Origin of the sequence: Enterobacter cloacae complex sp. ESBL7 (assembly GCF_041679625.1) — a bacterium.
In the GTDB taxonomy this organism is placed as follows: Bacteria; Pseudomonadota; Gammaproteobacteria; order Enterobacterales; family Enterobacteriaceae; genus Enterobacter; species Enterobacter asburiae_B.
The window spans coordinates 307,073-328,687 of sequence record NZ_JBGORN010000003.1; the positions used below are offsets into that span (position 1 = coordinate 307,073).

The 21,615-nt window shown below is 57.3% G+C and carries 17 protein-coding genes and 1 pseudogene; 8 read left to right on the forward strand and 10 right to left on the reverse strand.

From position 1 onward, the window contains the following. Positions 1-120 precede the first annotated feature (120 nt). Positions 121-1,392, forward strand: coding sequence for a DUF445 domain-containing protein (locus tag ACERY3_RS14840; RefSeq protein WP_373225910.1), 1,272 nt, complete (start codon positions 121-123; stop codon positions 1,390-1,392). Here ACERY3_RS14840 and ACERY3_RS14845 read toward each other — a convergent pair. The 7 genes and pseudogenes from ACERY3_RS14845 to ACERY3_RS14875 form a co-directional block, all read right to left on the reverse strand. Beyond that, positions 1,389-2,465, reverse strand: a complete 1,077-nt coding sequence (locus ACERY3_RS14845; RefSeq protein ID WP_023310256.1) for a DUF2955 domain-containing protein — start codon at positions 2,463-2,465, stop codon at positions 1,389-1,391. The genes ACERY3_RS14840 and ACERY3_RS14845 overlap by 4 nt on opposite strands. Continuing rightward, positions 2,455-3,522, reverse strand: a complete 1,068-nt coding sequence (locus ACERY3_RS14850; protein WP_121932425.1) for an HlyD family secretion protein — start codon at positions 3,520-3,522, stop codon at positions 2,455-2,457. The genes ACERY3_RS14845 and ACERY3_RS14850 overlap by 11 nt, the downstream gene beginning before the upstream one ends. Then, positions 3,519-3,989 carry a MarR family winged helix-turn-helix transcriptional regulator gene (locus ACERY3_RS14855; protein ID WP_373225911.1) on the reverse strand — a complete coding sequence of 157 codons (471 nt, stop codon included), beginning with the start codon at positions 3,987-3,989 and terminating at the stop codon, positions 3,519-3,521. Before ACERY3_RS14855 ends, ACERY3_RS14850 begins: the two co-directional genes overlap by 4 nt. 150 nt (positions 3,990-4,139) lie before the next feature. Next, complete coding sequence (locus ACERY3_RS14860) at positions 4,140-4,835, reverse strand: winged helix-turn-helix domain-containing protein (RefSeq protein WP_319876525.1); 696 nt, start codon at positions 4,833-4,835, stop codon at positions 4,140-4,142. Beyond that, positions 4,810-4,896 (reverse strand): annotated as a pseudogene (locus ACERY3_RS14865) (amino acid-binding protein); the annotation flags it as partial. The gene ACERY3_RS14860 and the pseudogene ACERY3_RS14865, both read right to left, overlap by 26 nt. Positions 4,897-4,903: 7 nt before the next feature. Beyond that, on the reverse strand, positions 4,904-5,227 hold the full coding sequence (locus tag ACERY3_RS14870; RefSeq protein ID WP_048976405.1) for an antibiotic biosynthesis monooxygenase: 324 nt from the start codon (positions 5,225-5,227) through the stop codon (positions 4,904-4,906). A 152-nt stretch (positions 5,228-5,379) separates the two neighbouring features. Next, on the reverse strand, positions 5,380-6,795 hold the full coding sequence (locus ACERY3_RS14875; protein ID WP_373225912.1) for an aldehyde dehydrogenase family protein: 1,416 nt from the start codon (positions 6,793-6,795) through the stop codon (positions 5,380-5,382). A 100-nt stretch (positions 6,796-6,895) separates the two neighbouring features. Between ACERY3_RS14875 and ACERY3_RS14880 the strand changes: the two genes are divergently transcribed. Then, positions 6,896-7,798, forward strand: coding sequence for a LysR family transcriptional regulator (locus tag ACERY3_RS14880; RefSeq protein WP_033144541.1), 903 nt, complete (start codon positions 6,896-6,898; stop codon positions 7,796-7,798). On the opposite strand, the gene ACERY3_RS14885 is transcribed toward ACERY3_RS14880, so the two are convergent. Beyond that, entirely contained in the window at positions 7,785-8,264 is a 480-nt protein-coding gene (locus ACERY3_RS14885; RefSeq protein ID WP_014882392.1) for a carboxymuconolactone decarboxylase family protein, read from the reverse strand. The genes ACERY3_RS14880 and ACERY3_RS14885 overlap by 14 nt on opposite strands. A gap of 102 nt (positions 8,265-8,366) precedes the next feature. Here ACERY3_RS14885 and ACERY3_RS14890 point away from each other — a divergent pair, with 102 nt between their 5' ends. Next, a complete protein-coding gene (locus ACERY3_RS14890; protein ID WP_058840484.1) occupies positions 8,367-9,755 on the forward strand; it encodes a PLP-dependent aminotransferase family protein in 1,389 nt (462 codons plus the stop codon). A gap of 39 nt (positions 9,756-9,794) precedes the next feature. Here ACERY3_RS14890 and ACERY3_RS14895 read toward each other — a convergent pair whose 3' ends face one another. Then, on the reverse strand, positions 9,795-9,956 hold the full coding sequence (locus ACERY3_RS14895) for a DUF1127 domain-containing protein (protein WP_039260956.1): 162 nt from the start codon (positions 9,954-9,956) through the stop codon (positions 9,795-9,797). A gap of 176 nt (positions 9,957-10,132) precedes the next feature. Here ACERY3_RS14895 and ACERY3_RS14900 point away from each other — a divergent pair, with 176 nt between their 5' ends. Beyond that, positions 10,133-11,548, forward strand: coding sequence for a PLP-dependent aminotransferase family protein (locus ACERY3_RS14900; RefSeq protein WP_058840483.1), 1,416 nt, complete (start codon positions 10,133-10,135; stop codon positions 11,546-11,548). Positions 11,549-11,647: 99 nt separating this feature from the next. On the opposite strand, the gene ACERY3_RS14905 is transcribed toward ACERY3_RS14900, so the two are convergent. Then, positions 11,648-12,769: a cupin domain-containing protein gene (locus ACERY3_RS14905; protein WP_058840482.1), complete on the reverse strand. Its 1,122-nt coding sequence runs from the start codon at positions 12,767-12,769 to the stop codon at positions 11,648-11,650. Positions 12,770-13,101: 332 nt separating this feature from the next. Here ACERY3_RS14905 and ACERY3_RS14910 point away from each other — a divergent pair, with 332 nt between their 5' ends. The 4 genes from ACERY3_RS14910 to ACERY3_RS14925 all read left to right on the forward strand — a co-directional run bounded on the left by ACERY3_RS14910 (position 13,102) and on the right by ACERY3_RS14925 (position 21,615). Continuing rightward, positions 13,102-14,322 carry a VWA domain-containing protein gene (locus ACERY3_RS14910; RefSeq protein ID WP_033144537.1) on the forward strand — a complete coding sequence of 407 codons (1,221 nt, stop codon included), beginning with the start codon at positions 13,102-13,104 and terminating at the stop codon, positions 14,320-14,322. Between the two features lie 250 nt (positions 14,323-14,572). Then, positions 14,573-15,946, forward strand: a complete 1,374-nt coding sequence (locus ACERY3_RS14915; RefSeq protein ID WP_231926979.1) for an SrfA family protein — start codon at positions 14,573-14,575, stop codon at positions 15,944-15,946. Continuing rightward, positions 15,947-18,952, forward strand: coding sequence for a virulence factor SrfB (locus ACERY3_RS14920; protein WP_058840481.1), 3,006 nt, complete (start codon positions 15,947-15,949; stop codon positions 18,950-18,952). Further along, positions 18,952-21,615, forward strand: coding sequence for a putative virulence factor (locus ACERY3_RS14925; RefSeq protein WP_058840480.1), 2,664 nt, complete (start codon positions 18,952-18,954; stop codon positions 21,613-21,615). Before ACERY3_RS14920 ends, ACERY3_RS14925 begins: the two co-directional genes overlap by 1 nt.

Sequence of the window (21,615 nt, forward strand, 5' to 3'; positions counted from 1 at the left end):
GTAAATTGAACCGGTCGACATCGTTCAATTTCAATATCTGAAGGCGCATTCCAGAAGCTGAAACGCGGAGGTCCTTCTCCTTCTTTGCACTTTCCCCCCGCTTCCCTCTATCCTTAACCCATGGAAAAAATAGCTGAACTCAAACGCGCCAAGCTGCTGGCGCTGTCGCTGCTGCTGGTTGCCGCCGCGGCGTTTATCACCACCCTGTTCCTGCCGCAGACCTTCTGGGTGCGCGGCGTGAAGGCCATTGCCGAGGCGGCGATGGTCGGCGCGCTGGCAGACTGGTTTGCCGTGGTTGCGCTGTTCCGCCGGGTGCCCATTCCGTTTATCTCGCGCCATACGGCGATTATCCCGCGCAATAAAGACCGGATCGGCGACAATCTCGGCCAGTTTGTGCAGGAGAAGTTTCTTGATACCCAGTCGCTGGTGGCACTCATCCGCCGCTATGAACCTGCCCGGATGATCGGCGCCTGGTTCAGCAACCCCGACAACGCCCAGCGCGTCGGGCTGCATTTGATGCAGGGGATGGGCGGTTTTCTCGAACTCACCGACGACGGGCGTATTCAGCAGCTGCTCAAACGGGCGGTGCATAAGGCCATCGACAAGGTCGATTTCACCGAAACCAGCGCCGTGATGCTGGAGAGCATGACCAAAAACAACCGCCACCAGGTGCTGCTGGATGCGATCATCAACCGTCTGATTACCCTGATTCAGCGGGAGAGCACGCGGGACTTTATTGCCGATCAGATTGTCCACTGGCTGAAGACCGAACACCCGCGCAAAGCGATGGTGCTGCCCACCGAGTGGCTGGGCGATCAAAGCGCGGAAATGGTGTCGAACGCGGTGAACACGCTGCTGGACGATATCAGCCACGACCGCACGCACCAGATCCGCCAGGCGTTCGACCGCGCCACGCTGAAGCTTATCGACAACCTGAAAAACGATCCGGAAATGGCGGCGAAAGCCGACAACATCAAGCACTACCTGAAAAACGATGAGGCGTTTAACCGCTATCTGGGAGAGATGTGGGCCGACCTGCGCCAGTGGCTGAAAGCGGATATGCAAAGCGAGGATTCGCGCGTGAAGCAGCGCATCGCCAACGCCGGGCTGTGGTTTGGCGAAACGCTGTCTAACGACGCCAGCCTGCGGGCGTCGCTGAACGAACATCTGGAGCAGGCCGCGCACCGCCTCGCGCCGGATTTCGCGGCGTTTCTGACTCGCCACATCAGCGACACGGTCAAAAGCTGGGACGCTAAAGACATGTCCCGCCAGATTGAACTCAATATCGGTAAAGATCTGCAGTTCATCCGCGTCAACGGCACGCTGGTCGGCGGGACGATTGGCCTGATCCTGTTTTTACTCTCGCAGCTGCCTGCCGTGCTGGGGCATTAATCTACTTTAGGCGGCGCGATGACGTAGCGCGTCGCCTCGAAGCGGTTGAGGATCAGGTGCACCAGGAAGACCATCGTCAGCGTTGCGACCAGCGAAAAGGTGACGGAAGTGATGCGGTAGAGATCGCTGAACACCAGGTCAGTGTCCGGGTGCATGTTCTGCCCGAACATAATGCCGATGGTGGTGATGCTGGAAAACCCCACGCCCGCGCCCACCTTTTCCATCACGTGCAGACGCGCGCCAAACGCCAGCCCGAGGCCAATCAGCGGCATCATCAACAGCATATGGCTGCTGTGATCGTAGAGGATCAGCTGCACCACCAGAATGTAGAGGCAGCCCAGCACCACGCCGACCACGCGCCAGATCGAGCTCATCACCGAACCGCGGTAGTGCATGGGGAACAGAATTAAAATCCCTGCCATCAGCGCCGAAAGCGAATCGCTTAAGTCGCTGATCTGAAACACCACGAATATCAGCGTCGCGACGGTGCCGGAGAGCAGCGACTCGTGGCGCACGCGGGCGTCGTCTTTCTCAATCAGCGGCGGCGGCCTGCGGGGCTCCACGTCCGGCAGGAGATAGTTCATCAGCGCGCTCAGGCACACCGCCATCACGCTCGCTTCGATGTTGGAAAACAGCAGCGTGTGCCAGCTGGTGGTGGGGTAGCTCATAAAATTGAGCATCACGCTCTGGCACACCACGCCCATTGAGCCAAACAGGAACAGCGGCCCCTTGCTCATAAAGCGAAAACGCATCACGTACAGGGCGAACACCACAAGCGTCATAATGACCGGCCATTGCGACAGATAGCCGATGATGAAGATCATTTCGACGCAGTTTAGCGCGGCGCTGAAGATAAACTGCTTTGCCACGTGGCGGTTAAACACCGGCACCAGCGACAGCAGCATGATCGGATAGACCACGAAAAATACGCCGTAGCTGGTGTTGTAGAAGCTGGAGATGCTGAGCGCAATCATCCCGGCGAAGACGATGCGCAGGGTCTGGCGAAAGTCGTTTGCCGTATAGACGATGTTGCCGTGCGGGGTAAACACCCGCGCCAGGGTGCTAATAGACATAGTGAAGCAGGCTCACCAGGTGGATCTGCATCCCGGAGAAAAAGCGCGCAAACGGCCCTTCGCTGTTGTAGAGCTGCACGGTCGCCCGCGCGCCGGTCGGCAGATGCTTCGGCAATTCTTCGTCCAGCGCGACGTGAATACGCATGCGTTGGGCATCGCGCACCCAGCGGTTGGAGGTTTCCGGTTCGGACAGCTGACCGTTCACGGCCTCCTGACCCGCCAGTATCCCCGCGTCGCTGCTGGTCACGTGGGCGCGGAAAACGTGCCCCGGAAAGGCGTCAAACACCACGGCGGCATCGGTGCCCTGATGGGTATGGCGCAGGCTCTTCTCGCGAAAATCGGCCACGATATCGGTCTGGTTGTTCACCAGCGCCAGCGCGGCGGAACCCGAGGAGGCGTAAAAGCCCGGACTTAACTGCAGGTTACTGACCGTGCCGTCCGCCTGGGCGTAGACCTTCGTCCAGCCGAGGTTAAGCTCTGCCTCATCCAGCGCGTTGCGGTATTTTTGCAGCGTCACGTTGCGGTGCTCGTCCCGCTCGCCGCGCTGAATGCGCAGGTTATGGATATTGGCCTGGATGGAGCTGACGGACTGCTCGCTGCTCTGCCAGGTGGTTCGGACCTTATCCAGATCCGCCTGCGAGACGTTCTGCAGGGTGCTCAGCTTCTGGTAGCGATCGAAGGTCACTTTATCGTTACGCGCGGTCAGCACGGCGGTTTTCAGGCTGGCCTGCGCGGCGGCGATCTGCGCGTCCAGCTGTTCGTTGGAAAGGCGTGCCTGCTCAAGCGCGATTTGCGCCGCTTCCACTTTATTGCGAAACGGCGTGTCGTCGAGCTCAAACAGCAGATCGCCTTTTTTCACCTGGCTGTTGTTGTGGACATGTACCGCCGCCACGTAGCCGGAGACGCGCGGAGAAACCGGCGTCACCACACGCATCACGGTGGAGTCCGGCGTCAGCGGGATCCAGATATCCGCGACGATAAAATAGACAAACATCAGCAGGAAAGAGGCAATACTCACCCTTACCCAGCGGGCAAACTTTTGTTCAGGGGTCATTATTTTTCGGTCTTGTTATCTTCTTCGCGGATTGTCCGCAAATTGCAGGCGAATTGATTCAGGGTGGCGCTGAAAATGTCGATATGTTCCGGCGCGATGTTTTGCGATACGCGCGCCTGATAGGTCTCAATCACCCGAGTGAGCCTTTTTAGTATGGCTTTTCCCTCAGGCGTCAGCGTCAGAAGCCGGATGCGCTTGTCATAAGGCGATACGGAGCGCAGCAGGTAACCCTGCTTTTCCAGCTGTGTCAGGGTGCGCATCAGCGGCGGCAGTTCAATGCCCTGCACCTCCGCCAGCTCACTCACGGAGACGTTATCCCCGAGCTGATGAAGCTGCATCATCACCGTCCAGCTCGACTGGGTTAACCCGGTATCGAGAATGGCGTCGTCGATTACCGCACGCCACTGGCGCACGATCATCGCCATCCGCATGCCCATCGGCCTGCGGCTAAACAGTTCTTCTTCGCTCATGGGGAAACCTCTCGTCACACGCGGTCACGATAATAGTTATCAGGGTAAGTATCAAGGAACGAGAGGCGAAAGAGCAGGAATTGCGAAAAAGATATTCTCCCTCTCCCCGTGGGAGAGGGCTGGGGTGAGGGCACCAGCCCGCAGCAGAGTTTAGCGGCTAAAAAGTCTCCTGACGGCACTTTTCCCCGAAGCCGTCACCACCACCTCCCTGTACCCCGCCACCCGCTGGATCCACCCTTTGCTTTCCAGATGAATGAGCAGCGCCGCGCCCGCCTCACCGCCCAGATGAAACCGCCGCTCGCTCCAGTCCAGACAGGCGCAGCAGGCTTTTCGGCGCGGGTGAGCGCTTAACGAAACGCCGAGCGTCAGGAACTGCTCGCGGCCATACGGCGTGAGCGCTGAACCGTCTGCCTCCAGCCAGCCTTCCGCCTGCATAAAATCGTAGATTTGCACCGCAACCCTTCCGGCAAGATGGTCGTAGCAGGTTCGGGCCTCGCGCATGGCTTTCGGCGCGGTTGTTTCCGGCGGGGTGATGCGGCTCCAGGAGAGCCCCATCATATGCTCGACCAGCGCCGCCACGTCGTGCCCCGCCAGACGATAATAGCGGTGCCGCCCCTGCGACAGGCAGGTAACCAATTGCCCTTCCACCAGCCGGGCGAGATGGCCGCTGGCGGTCGACGGCGCAACGTCTGCCGCCGCGCTCAGCTCGGTGGCGGTCCACGCCCGCCCGTCCATCAGCGCGCACAGCATCTTTACGCGCGACGGATCGGCCATTGCGGCAGCCACCGCGGCAATGGCCTGTTCCAGCGCCGCGCCGTTCTCAGGAGGTAGGCTCGTTTTTAACATGGGTCGCCCAGGGTTCGGTTATCTCTGCGGCCAGCTTATCATCATCCGTCAGCAGAATGAGGTCAACGTCATACATCCGCGAGCCCTCCGGTTTCGGAACTGTACTCCCGCACCAGCTGCGCCACCCGAATGCGGTAGTACGCGAAAATCGACTCCCGCCCTTCGGCCTGCGCAGCCTGATGAAAGACGTTCTGCTTCCAGCGCCGGACGGCCTCTTCATCCCGCCACCAGGAAAGGGAAAGGATTTTGCCGTCTGTGGTCAGGCTCTGGAACCGTTCGATATCAATGAAGCCGTCGATGTCCGCCAGCAGAGGTTTGAGTTCGGCAGCGAGCTGAAGATAGCGGGCCTGATGGGCGGGCGCGGCTTTGGCTTCGAAAATGACTGCAATCATGATGGTCTCTCCGTTGTGATGTCGGGGAGAGGATGCAGGGTAGAGAGGAATGATGCTTCGGCAAAGAGCGAAATGTTGTGCCGGATGGCGCTGCGCCTATCCGGCCTGTGGGCTCCTGTAGGCCCGGTAAGCGCAGCGCCACCGGGCAGGTTTTAGCTCAGAATCGACCTGGGCTCCATAAACGCCCGAATCCCCCACTCGCCCATCTCGCGCCCCACGCCGGAGTGCTTAAACCCGCCAAACGGCGCCTTCGGCTCATGGGCAAGGGTGTTCACCAGCACGCGACCGGAAACAATCTGCTGCGCCACGCGTCGCGCGCGGTTCACATCGCCGCCCAGCACCATCGCGCTCAGGCCGTAGTCGGTATCATTGGCAATGGCGATCGCCTCCCCCTCGTCACGATAAGGGATCACGCACAGCACCGGGCCGAAAATCTCATCACGGGCGACCGTCATCTGGTTGTTCACGTCGGCAAACAGCGTAGGGCGCACAAACCAGCCGTCTCGCGTGCCGTCTGGTCTCCCTTCACCACCCGCCAGCAGGCGCGCGCCCTCTTCGATTCCTTTACGGATATAGCCCTGCACCCGCTGCCACTGCTTTTCGCTGACCATCGGGCCGACGTCCGTCGCGCTATCGCGCGGATCGCCCGATTTCACCGCCGCCACGGCCTGCGCCAATGCGGCTTCGATCTCCGCCTTGCGCGCCTGCGGCACCAGAATGCGCGTTCCGGCCACGCACGCCTGCCCGCTGTTCATAAATCCGGCCTGAATCACCAGCGGGATCGCCTGCGCCAGATCCACATCATCCAGCAGGATCGTCGGCGATTTACCGCCTAACTCCAGGGTAACGCGCTTAAAGCTCTCCGCCGCGTTGCGCAGGATCGCCTTGCCGGTATTCGTCGAGCCGGTAAACGAGATTTTTGCCACGTCCGGATGACGGCTGATGGTTTCACCGACGGTTTCGCCGCGTCCGGTGACGATGTTAAACACGCCCGGCGGCAGCGCGGCATCGCGCAGCGCTTCGGTGACAATCCGGGTTTGCAGGGCGCTCATTTCGCTCGGCTTGATGACTGCCGTACAGCCCGCAGCCAGCGCGGCCGCCAGCTTGCCGCAGATAAACCCCGCGTCGCTGTTCCACGGCGTGATAAGCCCGGCCACGCCAAGCGGCGTCATCTGCACCGTCGCTGCGCCTGCGGGAATGACGAACTCAAACGCCTCCAGCGCCTCGATGGCCTGAGCAATCACCTCCGCCGGATAGCTGGCCATCCACGCAGAGCGCGAGGCGGGCGCGCCGTACTCTTCAATGACCGCTTCCAGCAGATCGTCGTGACGGGCGGCCACGGCGGCGTGCATACGTTTTAGCGCCGCGAGGCGTTCCTGCTTTGTGGTCTGCGACCACGCCGGGAACGCCGCTTTCGCCGCCGCAACGGCGCGCTCCGCGTCAACCTCATCCGCCAGACGAACCTGGCCGATGACCTGCGCCGTCGCCGGGTTGTACAAATCAAACCACTCGTTGCCGTGCGGGGTAACAAATTCGCCGTTAATAAAGATCTGTTCGATGGTGTGCATATAAACCTCCTCAGGCTGTGTGAGCACAGTCTGTCACGGCTTCTCCGTTGCGATAATCCACGCTATGCTGCAAGGGTTGTTTCGATTTTCAGGATAATCTATGCATCGTTCAGGTCTGACAGAGCTGGAAGTGGTGATGGCGGTCGTGCGACGCGGCAGCTTTCGCGCCGCCGCGCAGGAGCTGGGCATGTCAGCCACGGCGGTAAGCAACGCCATCGCCGGGCTGGAGAGCCGCCTTGATACCCGCCTCTTTAACCGCACCACCCGCAGCGTGGCGCTCACCGACGCCGGACAGCGCTATGTGGCGCGTATCGGCCCGGCCCTGCAGGAGATCCGTCTCGCCAGCGAGGAGATCCACAGCGACACCGGGGAACCCGCCGGCACGCTGCGTCTGAACGTGCCGAACCATATTGGCACCCTGTTTCTGGACCAGCTGCTGATCGACTTTATGATCCGCTATCCGAAGATGCGCGTAGAGACCGTCAGCGAAGCGCGAATGATCGACATCGTCGCGGAAGGCTATGACGCGGGGATCCGCCTTGAAGAGTCCGTGCCGCAGGACATGATCGCCGTGCCGCTGACCGGGGAGATCCGCCAGCTGGTTACCGCCACGCCGGACTATTTTGCCCGTCACGGCATTCCACAGACGCCGGACGATCTGCTTTCACATCAAGGGATCGGCATGCGCATGGCCCACGGCGGGATCTACCGCTGGGAGCTGGCGCGTCGGGGGGAAACGTACGCCCTTGCCGTGCCGCCGCGCTTTGCGACGTCCGATCTTTTTGCCTCGATCCGCGCCGTAAAAGCGGGATTAGGGGTGGGATTTTTGCCGGAACTGTATATCCGGGAAGAGCTGGAGCGTGGAGAACTGGTGAGCGTCCTAAACGACTGGGCGCAGCCCTTTGCCGGACTGCGCCTGTACTACCCCGGCCATCGCCACGTCCCGCCAGGCCTGCGGGCGCTGGTGGCGACGATCCGCGAGCGCGGGATTATTCCAGGTTAGCCTTGTTCAGCCCGTAAGCCGCGTCCAGCGAGCCCGGCGCCATGCGGGAGGTGATCCCCAGACGGTTCCAGGCGTTGATCGCCACGATGGCGAAGTTCAGCTCTGAAATCTCCACGTCCGAGAAGTGCTCCGCCACGCTGCGGTACAGCGCGTCGCTCACGCCGTGAACGCCAATCTGGGTCAGCGCTTCGGTGAAGGCCAGCGCGGCTTTCTCGCGGGCGCTGAACAGCGGGGACTCGCGCCAGGCCGCCAGATGGTACAGGCGCAGCTCGCGCTCGCCGGCAATTTTGGCCTCTTTCGAGTGCATATCCAGGCAGAAGGTGCAGCCGTTCAGCTGCGACACGCGAATGTCGATCAGGTGCTTCAGCGCCGGGTCGATGGAGGTTTTTGCCACCTCCATGCTCAGGGCAGACAGCGCGTTGGCGAGGGCGGGTGTAACTTTGTGGTGGTTAACGCGAGTGCTCATTGTCTTTCCTCTTTTTTGTGCGGCATATGTCATGCGATGCGGCAAATCTACGCCGTTCATGACATAGTAAAAAGATACAAAAAGCGTGAAACGAGGTAGGACATGAAGCCGGGCTATCACGAGATTTATTCCCGCTATCGCGACAACATCACGCGCGGCGTGCTGAAGCCGGGCGATAAGGTGCCCGCCATCCGCGTGCTGGCGGAAGAGCTGAAGGTGGCGCGTAAAACGGTCGAAACGGCGTATGCCATTCTGACGGGGGAAGGGTATCTGGTGAGCCAGGGGGCGCGCGGCACGCGGGTCAACCCGGATCTGCTGTTGCCGGATAAGAGTGCCCCTGCGGAACAGCCCACCGGCACGCTTCCGGCATCGCTCATCAGCCAGCGCGAGCGGGCCGGGTTTCTGCGCCCCGGCATCCCGGCCCTTGACAGCTTTCCGTATAAAAAATGGCTGCTGCTGGCGGGACAGGCGACGCGCGCCATGCGTCAGGAGGAGATGCTCAATCCGCCCGTTCTGGGCTGGTATCCGCTGCGCCAGGCCATCGCCAGCTATCTTAATATCTCACGCGGGCTGTCCTGCAGCGCCGAACAGGTGCTGATCACCAGCGGCTACAGCGGCAGCCTGCGGCTGATCCTCGACACCCTCGCCAGCCGCAGCGACAAGGTGGTGTTTGAGGATCCGGGCTACTTTATGGGCCAGCAGCTGCTCAAGCGGATCGTACCGCGCCTGCACACGGCGCCGGTCGACCGTTCAGGTATCGACACGGACTACCTGCTCCGTCACCATCGCGACGCCCGTTTTGCCATCGTCACCCCGTCGCACCAGAGCCCGCTGGCGGTCACCCTCTCGCTGCCGCGCAAGCAGCAGCTGCTCGACTGGGCCAGCCAGAACGCGGCGTGGATTATCGAAGACGATTACGACGGGGAATTTCACTACACCCGCAAGGTGCTGCCGTCGCTGAAAAGCCTCGACCAGCACGACCGGGTAATTTTTATGGGCACCTTCAGTAAAACCATCATGCCGTCGCTGCGCATGGGCTACGTGGTGATGCCCGCCAGCACCGTCGGGGCCTTTACCGACTGCGCGGACATTACCACCAGCGGCCAGCCGGTGCTGACGCAAAAGATCCTCACCGCGTTTCTCAACGAAGGGCATTTTTTCCGTCACCTGAAAAAGATGCGCGCGCTGTATCAAACCCGCCGCGACTGGATGATTGCGGCTCTCCGCGAGGTGTATGGCGATCTGTTTTTCACCGAGCAAAACGACGGCGGGATGCATATTGTGGCGTTCCTGACCAGAGGCAGCGGTGACCGGGAAGTGGCGCGCTGCTGGCAGGAACAGCAGCTGCAGGTGAATGCGCTTTCGGAGTGGTATCGCGGCTCGGGCAAACGCTACGGGCTGGTGATGGGCTATAACAACGTGCGGTCGTATGAAGAGGCGCTGGCGTTGCTGGAGAGGCCGAAGCGGCAGACGCTTGCGCTGTTGAGCTGAAATCGCCGGGTGGCGGCTACGCCTTACCCGGCCTACGGTTTAAACATCATTGCGGGATAAACCAACGTCCTTGAGCTGCTCGTCGCTCATCTGGCTCAGGATGCGGCGAGTGCGGTTGATGCGATACCAGTTGCAGATCGTTTTGCCGATCCAGACAAACACGACGAACGGACGTTTTGAACGATTCTCATAGAATTCCATGATGCTCTCCTCACTGTACCAGTGGGGTTATCATCCTGGAAATCGGCCTGTGCAATACAGACTCAAAAACACCTTTTGTTTAACATACAGATCCGCTAAAACAGTATCTGCATGCCAATTTTTACGGCAATCTGTACTGGTTTTGTAATCTGTATGGTGAAAACAAAGGATACAGCATGACGCGCTATCAACATCTGGCCAACCTCCTGGCAGAACGCATTGAACAAGGGCTGTATCGCAGCGGCGAACGTCTGCCGTCGGTACGTACGCTGAGCCAGGAGCACGGCGTGAGCATCAGCACCATACAGCAGGCCTATCAGATCCTCGAAAACCTCCAGCTGATCACCCCTCAGCCGCGCTCCGGCTATTTTGTCTCGCAGCGCAAGGCCCAGCCGCCGGTTCCGGCCATGACGCGCCCGGTGCAGCGCCCCGTGAACGTCACCCAGTGGGATGAGGTGATGATGCTGCTGGACGCCCGCGCCGACAAAGAGATGATCTCCTTTGGCGGCGGCTCGCCGGATATTAACCAGCCGAGCCTGAAGCCCCTGTGGCGCGAGATGAGCCGCATCGCGCAGCATAATCCTGCCGAGATGCTGAGCTATGACGTGCTCGACGGCCGCCTGGAGCTGCGCGAGCAGATCGCCCGCCTGATGCTGGACGGCGGCTCCACCGTGGCGGCGAACGAGATTGTCATCACCAACGGCTGCCACGGCGCGCTGTCGATTGCCCTGCTCTCGGTGTGCAAGCCGGGGGATATCGTGGCGGTGGAGTCGCCGTCGTTTCACGGCACCATGCAGATGCTGCGCGGGTTTGACATCAAGGCGATTGAAATTCCTACCGATCCCGAGACCGGGATCAGCATCGAGGCATTAGAGCTGGCGCTGGAGCAGTGGCCGATCAAGGCCGTGATTCTGGTGCCCAACTGCAATAACCCGCTCGGGTTTATCATGCCGGAAGCGCGGAAAAAGCAGGTTTTAGCCCTGGCCCAGCGGCACGATATCGTGATTGTCGAGGACGATATTTACGGCGAGCTGGCGGCGGAGTACCCACGCCCGCGCACCATTCATTCGATGGATATCGACGGCCGCGTGATCCTCTGCAGCTCGTTTACCAAAACCGTGGCGCCGGGCCTGCGCGTCGGCTGGATTGTGCCGGGGCGCTATTACGACCGGGTGATGCACATGAAATACGCTGCGGGCGGGTTTAACGTGCCGGGCACCCAGATGGCGGTGGCGGCGTTTATTCGCGACGGGCATTACCATCGCCACGTGCGTCGTATGCGCCAGATTTATCAGCAGAATATGGAAACCTACACCTGCTGGGTGCGGCAGTATTTTCCGGCAGAGATTTGCGTCACGCGCCCGCAGGGCAGCTTCCTGCTGTGGATTGAGCTGCCGGAAAAGGTCGACATGGTGTGCGTCAGCAAGCAGCTGTGTCGGCTGAAGATCCAGGCCGCGGCCGGGTCGCTGTTTTCCGCCTCCGGGAAGTACCGCAACTGCCTGCGGATCAACGTGGCGCTGCCGCCGACGGAGAAGAATCGCGAGGCGCTGAAGAAGATGGGTGAAGCGATTGTGATTGCAATGGAGGAGTAGTGCGGCCTGATGCCCTCACCCCGACCCTCTCCCACAGGGAGAGGGAGAAAACCGATCCTGTAGGCCCGGTAAGCGCAGCGCCACCGGGCAACAGGCAGGTTACTCGTCGAAGTACCAGTATCCCTGGTTAATCAGCCCGGTGAGCTCTTCAACAAACGCCGGGTTATTCAGCGCATCGCCCAGCTCGGCCTGGCCGAGTTCGGTGTAGCGGCACAGCGCATCCGCCGCCTTCGCGTCTACCGTCTCCAGCTGTTCGCTGTTGATAAAGAAGCTGCCGTTGACGTTCAGCACACGCAGGCCGCTCAGGCGGGACAGCGTTTCGCCGCCCTGCAGCGCGTCCAGCACCTCTTCCGGCGCGTACGGCGGCTCAGCGGCGGCGATATCCAGCTCGTGGCGCGGCGTGGAGACAAAGCTGCCGAACCATTTTGTGAAATCATCCGGCTTGCTGATCATCTCGATCATCATCTGGCGAATGCGATCGAGCTCGTACTGCTCCACGCGGCCCGGGTGTTCGCGACAGGTCAGATCCGGATCGCTGTAGTGCTCGCCGCCCAGATCGTTTTCCAGCGCGTAATCGGCGAAGCTGCTGATCAGATCGCGGCCGTTCGGCCCGCGGAAACCGACGGAGTAGTTGAGCGCCGTCTCATGGGTAAAGCCGTCGTGCGGGAATCCAGGCGGGATGTAGAGGATATCGCCCGGGGCCAGATCTTCGTCGATGATCGGCTCAAACGGATCGACATGCAGCAGCGCCGGATGCGGGCAGAACTGACGCATCGGCAGCTTATCGCCCACGCGCCAGCGGCGACTGCCCATCCCCTGAATAATAAACACGTCGTACTGATCGATATGCGGACCCACGCCGCCGCCCGGCACGGAGAAGGAGATCATCAGGTCATCCAGACGCCAGTCCGGCAGGACGCGGAACGGACGCACCAGCTCTGCGGCGGGCATATGCCAGTGGTTCACCGCCTGCGCCAGCAGCGACCAGCCGGTTTCGCCCAGATCGTCAAAGTGCTCAAACGGACCATTGCTGGCCTGCCATTTGCCGTTGAAATGGCTCACCAGACGGCTATCGACTTCCGGCTCCATCGCCAGCCCTGCCAGCTCGTCCGGGGTGATCGGGTCGACAAAATTCGGGAAGGCATTTTTCAGCACTACGGGTTGTTTTTGCCAGTATTTCTCAAGAAATTCCGGCCAGTTCAGGTTCAGTTGATACGCCATGGGTAGCACCAGTGAGAGGGGAAACAGGCGCGATTATGGTGGAGAGCGTGGAGGGCTGCTTTGTCGTGGGTCAAGCGCAGATGATTTGCCTGCCACGCGCGTGTTGGCAATGATTAAACCTGGTCATTAGGTGAAGTGGTATTAAAGTAAAACTTAAATGATAATTTTTCCTGATCCTTTTCCCCCGTCCGACGTTTACTTTTACTCAAGGCATCTTACCTCTTAAAACTGGTAGTTTTTTAATTTTAAGAACAAGATTAGCATTAGAGATTGTCATTCTTTATATTTAGCTCTAAGCTATTTTCTTTTGCATACCTGGCTCATTAAAGGCAATGATTAGAATCACAAGGACTGTTGAAAGCGAACATTGCTTACAAGAATATATTTCAACGTTTTCTGCCTTAAATAATCTTATTGACCGACACCTTTCTAAAACTTATCTCAATCTTTTTGCCCGCCCTCAGCAGGCTGAAGATGGTGCGGTTGAATGGTATAGCGAAATAAATGGCAAACCCCAACGCTTTAACGCTTTAAACGTCGTTGAGCGAGACAAAATCGCCATACTCCTCTCACAAAAGCTGGCGGCACTCACTCAACTTCATCAAACACTCTCGACTAGCGCGCAGACTTCTCCCGAAACACTGCAGTTACTGGCAAAAATAGCCAGACAGCCCTCACCAGAAAGAATATGGATCGTTGACGGTCAGCCTGTGATTACAGGCTGGGACATCATGCCTGAAACTAAGTTGCCGGCAGAACCGCTGGCTAAAAAGCGTGGGTGGTTATGGCTGGGGCTTTTAGCACTGGCTCTGCTTCTGGCTCTTGTTCTCCTGCGCGGCTGCTGGCCGACTGTCAAAGTAGCCACTCCTGCCGTTTCTCCCGTCCAGCCAGCCCCTGAGCATCAGGTCAAAATGCTCTGCCCGGCACAGCGGACAAAACAGCAGGCACCTGAAATGGTTATTATTTTTGATGCTTCTGGCTCTATGGCCATGAGCATGGATGCCACACCAGAAGAGATAATGCGGTGGATGCAGGATAAACCTGTACCCGGTATCGATCGTGAACCTCGTCGCATTACGCTCGCACATCAATCCGCTAAACACATTATCGATGACGTGCCAAATGACATGGACATTAGCCTTATTGCCGCAGCTAATTGCCACCAGGTGAACGCAACTCCGGCTTTCCTGCCGGAACAACGCGCTGAGCTAAAAAAGTTAATTGATAAAATCCAGCCGGTGGGTAAAACCGCTCTGGCAGAGGCGTTAGAAGAGGCGGGGAAACGAGTTAATGGCGTTGACCGTGATGCCATAATTCTACTGGTGACGGACGGGGAAGAGACATGCGGAGGCTCGCCTTGCGATGTCGCGCTTGAGCTAAAAAAACGTAAGCCCCGATTACAGGTCAATGTTGTCGATATCATGAATACCGGCGCCGGAAACTGTATTGCCAGCAATACAGGTGGAAAGGTATTTGCTGTCAATAATACGCAGGAGTTTAATAAGATGATGAACAACGCCGTGAAGGAATATATACCGCAGGGTTGTGATTAACACATTAGAGAAAATGAATACATTGCCAGAAATATAGTTTCACAGCGAAACTTTTTTTTGCGGCAATCGGATATGCGCACGTCCCAATAATAAGTTTAGTTTAGGTCTAAACGTTTTCGGCCATTTGCCGATAATACTCAATATTTTGTTGCCATAAACAATTGACGCAGATTACCCGGCGTATTTGCGGCGTCCTTTTCCACAGTGGAACTTGCTTTCACTTGTTCGTTTAACAGCAAAGGCATGCAGCGTGAAAGAAATTTTTCTATGCAGTGACAAGCTCGATAAATATCAGTCGATGGGTGAGAATGGACAGGCAGTATATATTTCCGCATTACAGCTGCGTGAAACCCTACGACTTAGAAAACAAACGGCGGTTGCTGACACTTTAGCCATCCCGCAAATCAGCGAGCATGGCGATCGAATCGACTGGTATGCCCCGCTGGCCGGTGACGTTATTCCATGGACGGCCGCAACGGAAGCTGAGCGCCAGGCCGCGCTCGCGCAACTCGAAACCACCCATGCAGCGTTTCGCCAGATAAGTAATGAATTTGCCCAAAGCCAGCAGCCGGAACGCCGGCTCTTTGGGAAATTACTTGAAAAAGCGATGCAATTCCCCGATCAGCAGCACGTGTGGCTGGTAGGTGGAAAGCCGGTCATCAGTTTTTGGGGATTTGTGAACGCCACTAACCAGGCCCGCATCGAGCCGTTAGACTGTTTGCGTCCCATATCTACAGCCTTGCCTCCGCAATCAGCCAGTATTGAACCGGTGATACCAGAACGCACTTTCACGCATCAAAGGCACGCCAAAAGACGCTGGTGGTTGCTCTTACCCGCATGGTTGCGTTGGCTACTGCCGCTACTTCTGTTACTCCTTTTAGCGTTACTGTTCTTACGGGGTTGCATGCCAGGCATAACGATCCCTGGTATTTCATCTTCCGTACCCGCTTTGCCCGCGCCCCACCTTCCAACAGCCGAATCTCTTGCGCCGTCGTCAAGGGCCATCATCAGCACAACAACGTCTAAGGCGAACCTGCATTCGACAACGGGCAGTGAGATTTTAAGCACCACGGGCACTTCACTCACAACGTCACAAGAGCAATCAGCATTACAAACGCCGTCACAAAGCGCAGCAGCAACGGCATCTGCTGTGGATCCTGCGTCAGCCACGAATAGCCCTCATCCCGGCGGAACAGCACCTGCTCTCGAAGCGCCATCGGCCAATACCTCAACTGGCGCTAAAGTCCCGTTGACCCTGCCCGCATCTTCACTGGCCCAAGGAAACACCCGTTTTCTGGACGGGAACTGGCACGCAGGGGCTGGTATTCAGGATCAACGCACAGGAAAGCCCCTTAGTCTGAGTTACCAAATCAATGACGGTAAGGGCGAAGTACAGATGATCCGTGGCGACGGTGTGACCTGTCGTGGCGCGGTCAACGCGGCCATTCAGTCAGGTCATCTCGCCATTAACAATCAGGGAGAAGCACAGTGCTCCGATGGCTCACGCTACCAAATGCCAGAAATTCTGTGTGCTCCCGGCGCGCAAAACATTGCGGATTGCAAAGGCCGTTACGACGCCAAAACACTTTTCCCTATTTCGATGAAGCAGGAGGCAAGTCAGTAAATGCTCGCTGAACTCACTGATTTTAAAAAACAGGTCAAACTTATTCGCGACAGCGGGATCCAGTTCCTTGATTTCGCCTTTACCCTGCCAACGCGTAAAGAATATGGGGAATTTCTTCGTCAACAGGGCGACGAGGCTATTATGCGGCTTATCTATAATGAGAGGGAAGATAAGCTGCAGATCCCTCAGCCTGACAGCGAACCTCCTCGCTACGCAGACTCCGACTACACATTGACGACCGAAGAGTCGCTACGCCTCTATCGCGGCCTCTGGTTACCGCTGCCATTTTTCCGCTTCAACCCGCCACGAGCCTTTGCTCACGGGCCGTATAACTGGTCACGCGTCCAGTTCCATGAGCTGCCTGAGCCGGATGAAAAGGGCAATACCTGGCGCGCTACTCTGATTTTTGATACCAAAATTTTCCCGGATCGCGAGAATACGCAGTATCTCGCACCGGGCGAGGATGATATCCGTTCAGGGGCGGGATTTGCTCTGGCACGCCATCCTCACGAGATGGGGGAGTTTCTCTCACTGCCATGGGTGAATGAATGGCTACGGGAAATTTTCAGTACTCAGGCTCGCGAAGTATTACACCAACATATTGATGACATTGATGAACAACTACTGCAGAAGGAACATCAGGCGCATTATCTTAACCTGCTGCATGTCCTGGCGACGACGATTGTCGTTCCTGAAGTACAGGTCAACGACGTAAAAATCCGGGACTCAGCGATACCTGTAGATCTCGTGCTGGACATTGGTAACTCACGTAGCTGCGGCATCCTGATCGAAGAACATCGTGACGACAATAAAGGGCTTTCTCAACTTTATCAGCTTCAGCTCCGAGATTTGAGCCAACCGCAATTTGTTTATAACGAGCCTTTTGACAGCCGTCTCGAGTTTGCCCAGGCCGAATTCGGCAAGCAGGATTTCTCGCTAAAAAGCGGGCGCAGCGATGCCTTCACATGGCCAACCATTGGACGCGTCGGCGGAGAAGCCTTCAGAATGGCGGCTCAACGCCTGGGTACCGAGGGCTCAACAGGGATCTCCAGCCCTAAACGCTACCTCTGGGACGATCAACCCTATTCACCGGGATGGCGCTTTAGCCAGGCCTTCGTGAAAAGTGACAGAGAGCCGTTAGCCACTGCAGCACCGCTGCTGTATATGGTCAACGATCAGGGGAAATTGCTCATTCGCCTGAAAAATGAAGAAGACCGTATGCCCGTCTTCACGCCGGTATACAGTCGTAGCTCGCTGATGACGATGATGTTGTCAGAGGTATTAAGCCAGGCTCTCATGCAAATCAACAGCCCTTCACAGCGGCTGAAGATGAACCACGCCAGCACACCGCGTCGTTTACGAAATGTCATTATGACTGTCCCTCCGGCGATGCCAAAGCCTGAGCGCGCTATCTTTGAGGAGAGCATGCATGACGCTATCCGCATGGTCTGGAAAGCGCTCGGCTGGGAAGAGATGGATTATGAAGGCGATGACCCGCAGTGCTTGAAATACGCCCATCCAGGCGTACACGTGAAGTGGGACGAAGCCACCTGTGGGCAGTTGGTATATCTCTATAACGAAACGCAGAACTACTTTGGCGGTCGCACGGACGAATTTTTTGCAGCTACTCGCCGTCCCGATACTCAAAAGGACACCAGCGATACACGCTCATTAAAAATCGCGTCGATTGACATTGGCGGAGGAACGACCGATCTCGTCATTTCTCGCTACACGCTGGATGAAGGCCAGGGCATTAACGTCCGGATTACCCCGAAACAGCTTTTCCGTGAAGGGTTTAAGGTAGCAGGCGACGACATACTGCTGGATGTTATACGGCTTTTCCTCCAGCCAGCAGTAAAAGCGGCCATGACCAAAGTCGGCCACAGCGATGTTGCAGCCGAATCAATGATGTCACAACTGTTCGGTAGTGAATCGATCGAAGCCGGAAAACAGGTATTACGTCAGCAGCTTACATTGCAGATCTTCGCGCCTCTGGCGTTATCTATTTTGCATCGCTATGAAGAGTACTCCCCGGAAAATGGTCGGGAGATACTGAATTACACCTTCCGTGAGCTACTTGCCGATAATCTTCCAACCGAGAAAGTACAGGATTACGTCAACGACGTTGCCCGTTCCGGACAGCTTGCGAGCGAAGTACCGTTCTCCATTCTGGATGTACCGCTGGAGTTGGATCTTGCACGTCTGCACAATGAATTTATCGACCCTCGCAGCGGGCGAATGAACATTTGCCACAGCCTGCGCGCGTTGTGCGAAGTGCTTTGGCACTACAACTGCGATGTATTACTTTTAACCGGTCGTCCATCCCGCTTGCCGGGAATTCAAGCGCTCATTCGCCAGCTTCAACCTGTTCCCCCTACTCGCGTGCTGCCACTCCACGGTTATGAAACCGGTGGCTGGTATCCGTTTAACAAGAAAGGATGCATTGACGATCCGAAATCGACAGCCGTTGTGGGGGCGATGCTGTGCCTGTTAGCGGAGAAATCCAGGCTCAACAACTTCTTCTTCCGCACTGCGAACTTTAAGCCTTATTCAACCATCCGCTATGTCGGGATGCTTGATGGAAACAATGTGATTAAAGACAGCAATGTCGCCTATCGCGACGTTGATTTGGACTCCGCTGATTTCCAGTTACCGGAAGGGAAAGGCTTTGAAGCACGGGGGGAAGTGCGTATCGGTTTCCGCCAGCTTGATAACGAACGCTGGCCATCGACCGCACTTTACACCCTAAAAATTACCAGTGCGAACCTGGCAAGCGAGCTGTCGGGTGATGCTGTAATAAGCATCGGTTTAACCGCAGAACAGGGACGTGGACGTAGTAGCGAAGAACCGGTCAGTCCGGAGCGCTTCCAGATTGGCTCGATGGAAATGAAAAACGCACAGCGCGGCTATGGTCGTAGAGATGTTGCATTCCAGTTGAACACAATGGTCGGTAATGGGCTGAGTGAAACCCATTACTGGCTGGATAGCGGGAGTATTAAAAGCTAATGAGCACTATTCATCCCAACACCATTATCCAGGGCTGGAATGGCGTCGAACAAGGTGCAGGCCGGGCCATTGACTGGATCGCAAGCGTTCGTCAGGACGCGCCGCGCCTGAACACTGAAGCCGATCGCCTGACCATGAACTTGCGCCGCAGCCGTAACAAAGCACGCAGATTGGCGCAGGCCGCAGCGAAACCGATGACAATCGGCTTCTTTGGCTTGTCGCAGGCAGGCAAATCGTATCTCATTTCCGCGCTGGCTGCGGGTGAAAACGGAAAGCTGGAAACACGCCTCGGCGGCAATCAGCTCGATTTTTTGACCCACATCAACCCGCCTGGCGGCGGCAAAGAGGCGACGGGTCTTGTTACCCGGTTTAGCCGCAGTGCTCAGAGCTCAGACGACCGCTGGCCTGTCACGTTACAGCTCTTCAACGAAGTGGAAATGGGGAAGATCCTCGCCAACGCATTCATCCATGACTTCAACCAGGAAAAATTTGACTGGCAGTTCGATGAAAAACGCATCAGCGATCTGTTAACGTCCCTGTCGAAACGACGCCTGACCTCCCGCAGCCCTGGCGTGACCGAAGATGACGTAGTTTCTTTTTGGGATTACCTCATCCGCCATGCTGAGAAAACGCAAAGCCGTTTTGCCCTGACCTACTGGCCACAGGCAGTAAGCCTCGCACCATGGCTTTCTGTTGAAGATCGCGGCCAGCTTTTCTCCGTTTTATGGGGCGAAGTACCAGAACTAACCAATGCCTATATCCGTTTTGCCAACACGCTACAGCGTCTCGGTGGAGTGCAGGAGCTGCGTGCCCCGCTGAGCACGCTGGTTCGTAACGAAAACGGCCTGCTTATCCAGCGGGATAGCATCATGAACGTCGATATGCTGGAGCGGCTGAATACCCCGTCGGATCAGACTATTGAAGTCTGTCCTGTGGTAAATGGGCAAACGGGTGCGTCTATTTCGCTATCGCTGGCAGAGCTCACTGCGCTTACCGTTGAATTGCATATCCCGTTAATGGCTCCGCCTCGCGAAACAATCTTCGAAGCCGTCGACTTGCTTGATTTCCCGGGTTATCGCGGCCGTCTGGCGGTGGAGTCCATGAGTGATGTCACTCGCGAGGTTAAAAATGCAGAGAGCAACCCGCTAGCGCAGTTAATTTTGCGCGGAAAAGTGGCCTATCTTTTTGAACGTTACACCGAAAACCAGGAGATGAATGTCCTGGTGGTGTGTACGGCCTCAACAAAACAGTCCGATGTCAAAGAAGTGGGCGGCGTTCTGGACGAGTGGATCCGTTACACCCAGGGCGCCGATGCCGACGCGCGTGGCCGTCGCTTACCTGGCCTAGTCTGGGCATTAACCATGTTTGATCTGCGCATTAGCCAAAACCTTTCCCATGACGAAGCACTTCTTCGCCAGTCCTGGGGGCTTGGCGGGATGATCAAAATGGCGATGACCGAGCGTTTTGGCCAGTACAAATGGATGCAGGAATGGAGCCAGGGCCAGGCGTTCAATAACACGTTCCTGGTACGCAAACCGCGCCAGCAAACGCCCTTTATCCGCATGAACGCAGGTAGTGAAGCGGCTTTCAACGACGACAATGGCGGGCAGCTCGCACTGATGCGGAAAACCTTCCTTGAAGATGAAGCTGTCGCTCGCTACATCGCGAACCCTGCTGAAGCCTGGGATGCGATGCTCACCCTCAACGACGGTGGTATGCGCCGAATGGCCGATTATCTGACCCGCGTCGCCCGCCCTGAACTGAAACTGGAGCGGATCGCAGAACAGCTCGACGAGATCCGCCACGAACTGGTCGAAGGGGGACTGGGGAACTGGTACCAGCCGGACGGCGAAGAAGAGCTGTCCAGAAAATCCCGAATTGCGCAAGAGATCCTTGCCACCCTGAAAAAACGCAGCGGCATGCACGGCGAACTGCTGGCGCGGTTGGTTCCGGCACGCCGCGATCTCCATGCACTTTACATGCAGCAAACGACCCTGTCTGCGCCTGAAGCAGAAGAAGATGCAGGATTCTTTGATATCGGTGTGGAAGATGCTTTCGAAAGCAGCGCAACTGCGGTGACGACGCACAGCCATGAGATCGCTTTCGCGCACCAGAGCGTTCAGCTCTGGATTAACCATCTGCGCGGCCTGCCTGAAACCGCCGCCATGCTCAACTACATCAGTCTTCCGCGCCCGATTGCCGAAGCGCTGGTAGACGAATTGATCACGGGGTTATTGCGTTCACGTGTCGAGGACTCGCTGGTCAATGCAATGAAAAATACCGAGCAGGCTGGCGTTCGTCGCGAACGTATGGTCGAGCGTCAGGTTTCACGCGTGCTTCACGTGATGAGCGATTTCATCACCTGGCTGGGCTATCAAAATATGCCGGAATCGAAACGCCCGGCCCGTCTCAACCAGCCCGAACAGCCGATCTTTACCCGTCCACCAACGTGCGACAGCGTGGTCTGGAAAGGTGATGAACGCCTGGCACGCCTGACGCCGCAACAGCTGAACTACAGTGCCTTCTTTATCATCGACTGGCTGGTTGGCCTGGAAGCACTCATTACCGAAAACGCAGGTCATTCTGCCGGACGCGAGATTAGCGTCGCGCAGAACGAAAATCTGGGCGTCATTCTCCGCCAGATTAAATTGGCAAAGGAGTAA

Excerpts from the sequence above, each read along its gene's own strand:
- ACERY3_RS14895 (WP_039260956.1), bottom strand. The coding sequence starts at position 9,956 with ATGGAATTCTATGAGAATCGTTCAAAACGTCCGTTCGTCGTGTTTGTC.
- ACERY3_RS14870 (WP_048976405.1), bottom strand. The coding sequence starts at position 5,227 with ATGATTGCAGTCATTTTCGAAGCCAAAGCCGCGCCCGCCCATCAGGCC.
- ACERY3_RS14885 (WP_014882392.1), bottom strand. The coding sequence starts at position 8,264 with ATGAGCACTCGCGTTAACCACCACAAAGTTACACCCGCCCTCGCCAAC.
- ACERY3_RS14880 (WP_033144541.1), top strand. The coding sequence starts at position 6,896 with ATGCATCGTTCAGGTCTGACAGAGCTGGAAGTGGTGATGGCGGTCGTG.
- ACERY3_RS14840 (WP_373225910.1), top strand. The coding sequence starts at position 121 with ATGGAAAAAATAGCTGAACTCAAACGCGCCAAGCTGCTGGCGCTGTCG.
- ACERY3_RS14905 (WP_058840482.1), bottom strand. The coding sequence starts at position 12,769 with ATGGCGTATCAACTGAACCTGAACTGGCCGGAATTTCTTGAGAAATAC.
- ACERY3_RS14920 (WP_058840481.1), top strand. The coding sequence starts at position 15,947 with ATGCTCGCTGAACTCACTGATTTTAAAAAACAGGTCAAACTTATTCGC.
- ACERY3_RS14875 (WP_373225912.1), bottom strand. The coding sequence starts at position 6,795 with ATGCACACCATCGAACAGATCTTTATTAACGGCGAATTTGTTACCCCG.
- ACERY3_RS14890 (WP_058840484.1), top strand. The coding sequence starts at position 8,367 with ATGAAGCCGGGCTATCACGAGATTTATTCCCGCTATCGCGACAACATC.
- ACERY3_RS14910 (WP_033144537.1), top strand. The coding sequence starts at position 13,102 with ATGATTAGAATCACAAGGACTGTTGAAAGCGAACATTGCTTACAAGAA.
- ACERY3_RS14925 (WP_058840480.1), top strand. The coding sequence starts at position 18,952 with ATGAGCACTATTCATCCCAACACCATTATCCAGGGCTGGAATGGCGTC.
- ACERY3_RS14855 (WP_373225911.1), bottom strand. The coding sequence starts at position 3,989 with ATGAGCGAAGAAGAACTGTTTAGCCGCAGGCCGATGGGCATGCGGATG.
- ACERY3_RS14860 (WP_319876525.1), bottom strand. The coding sequence starts at position 4,835 with ATGTTAAAAACGAGCCTACCTCCTGAGAACGGCGCGGCGCTGGAACAG.
- ACERY3_RS14845 (WP_023310256.1), bottom strand. The coding sequence starts at position 2,465 with ATGTCTATTAGCACCCTGGCGCGGGTGTTTACCCCGCACGGCAACATC.
- ACERY3_RS14900 (WP_058840483.1), top strand. The coding sequence starts at position 10,133 with ATGACGCGCTATCAACATCTGGCCAACCTCCTGGCAGAACGCATTGAA.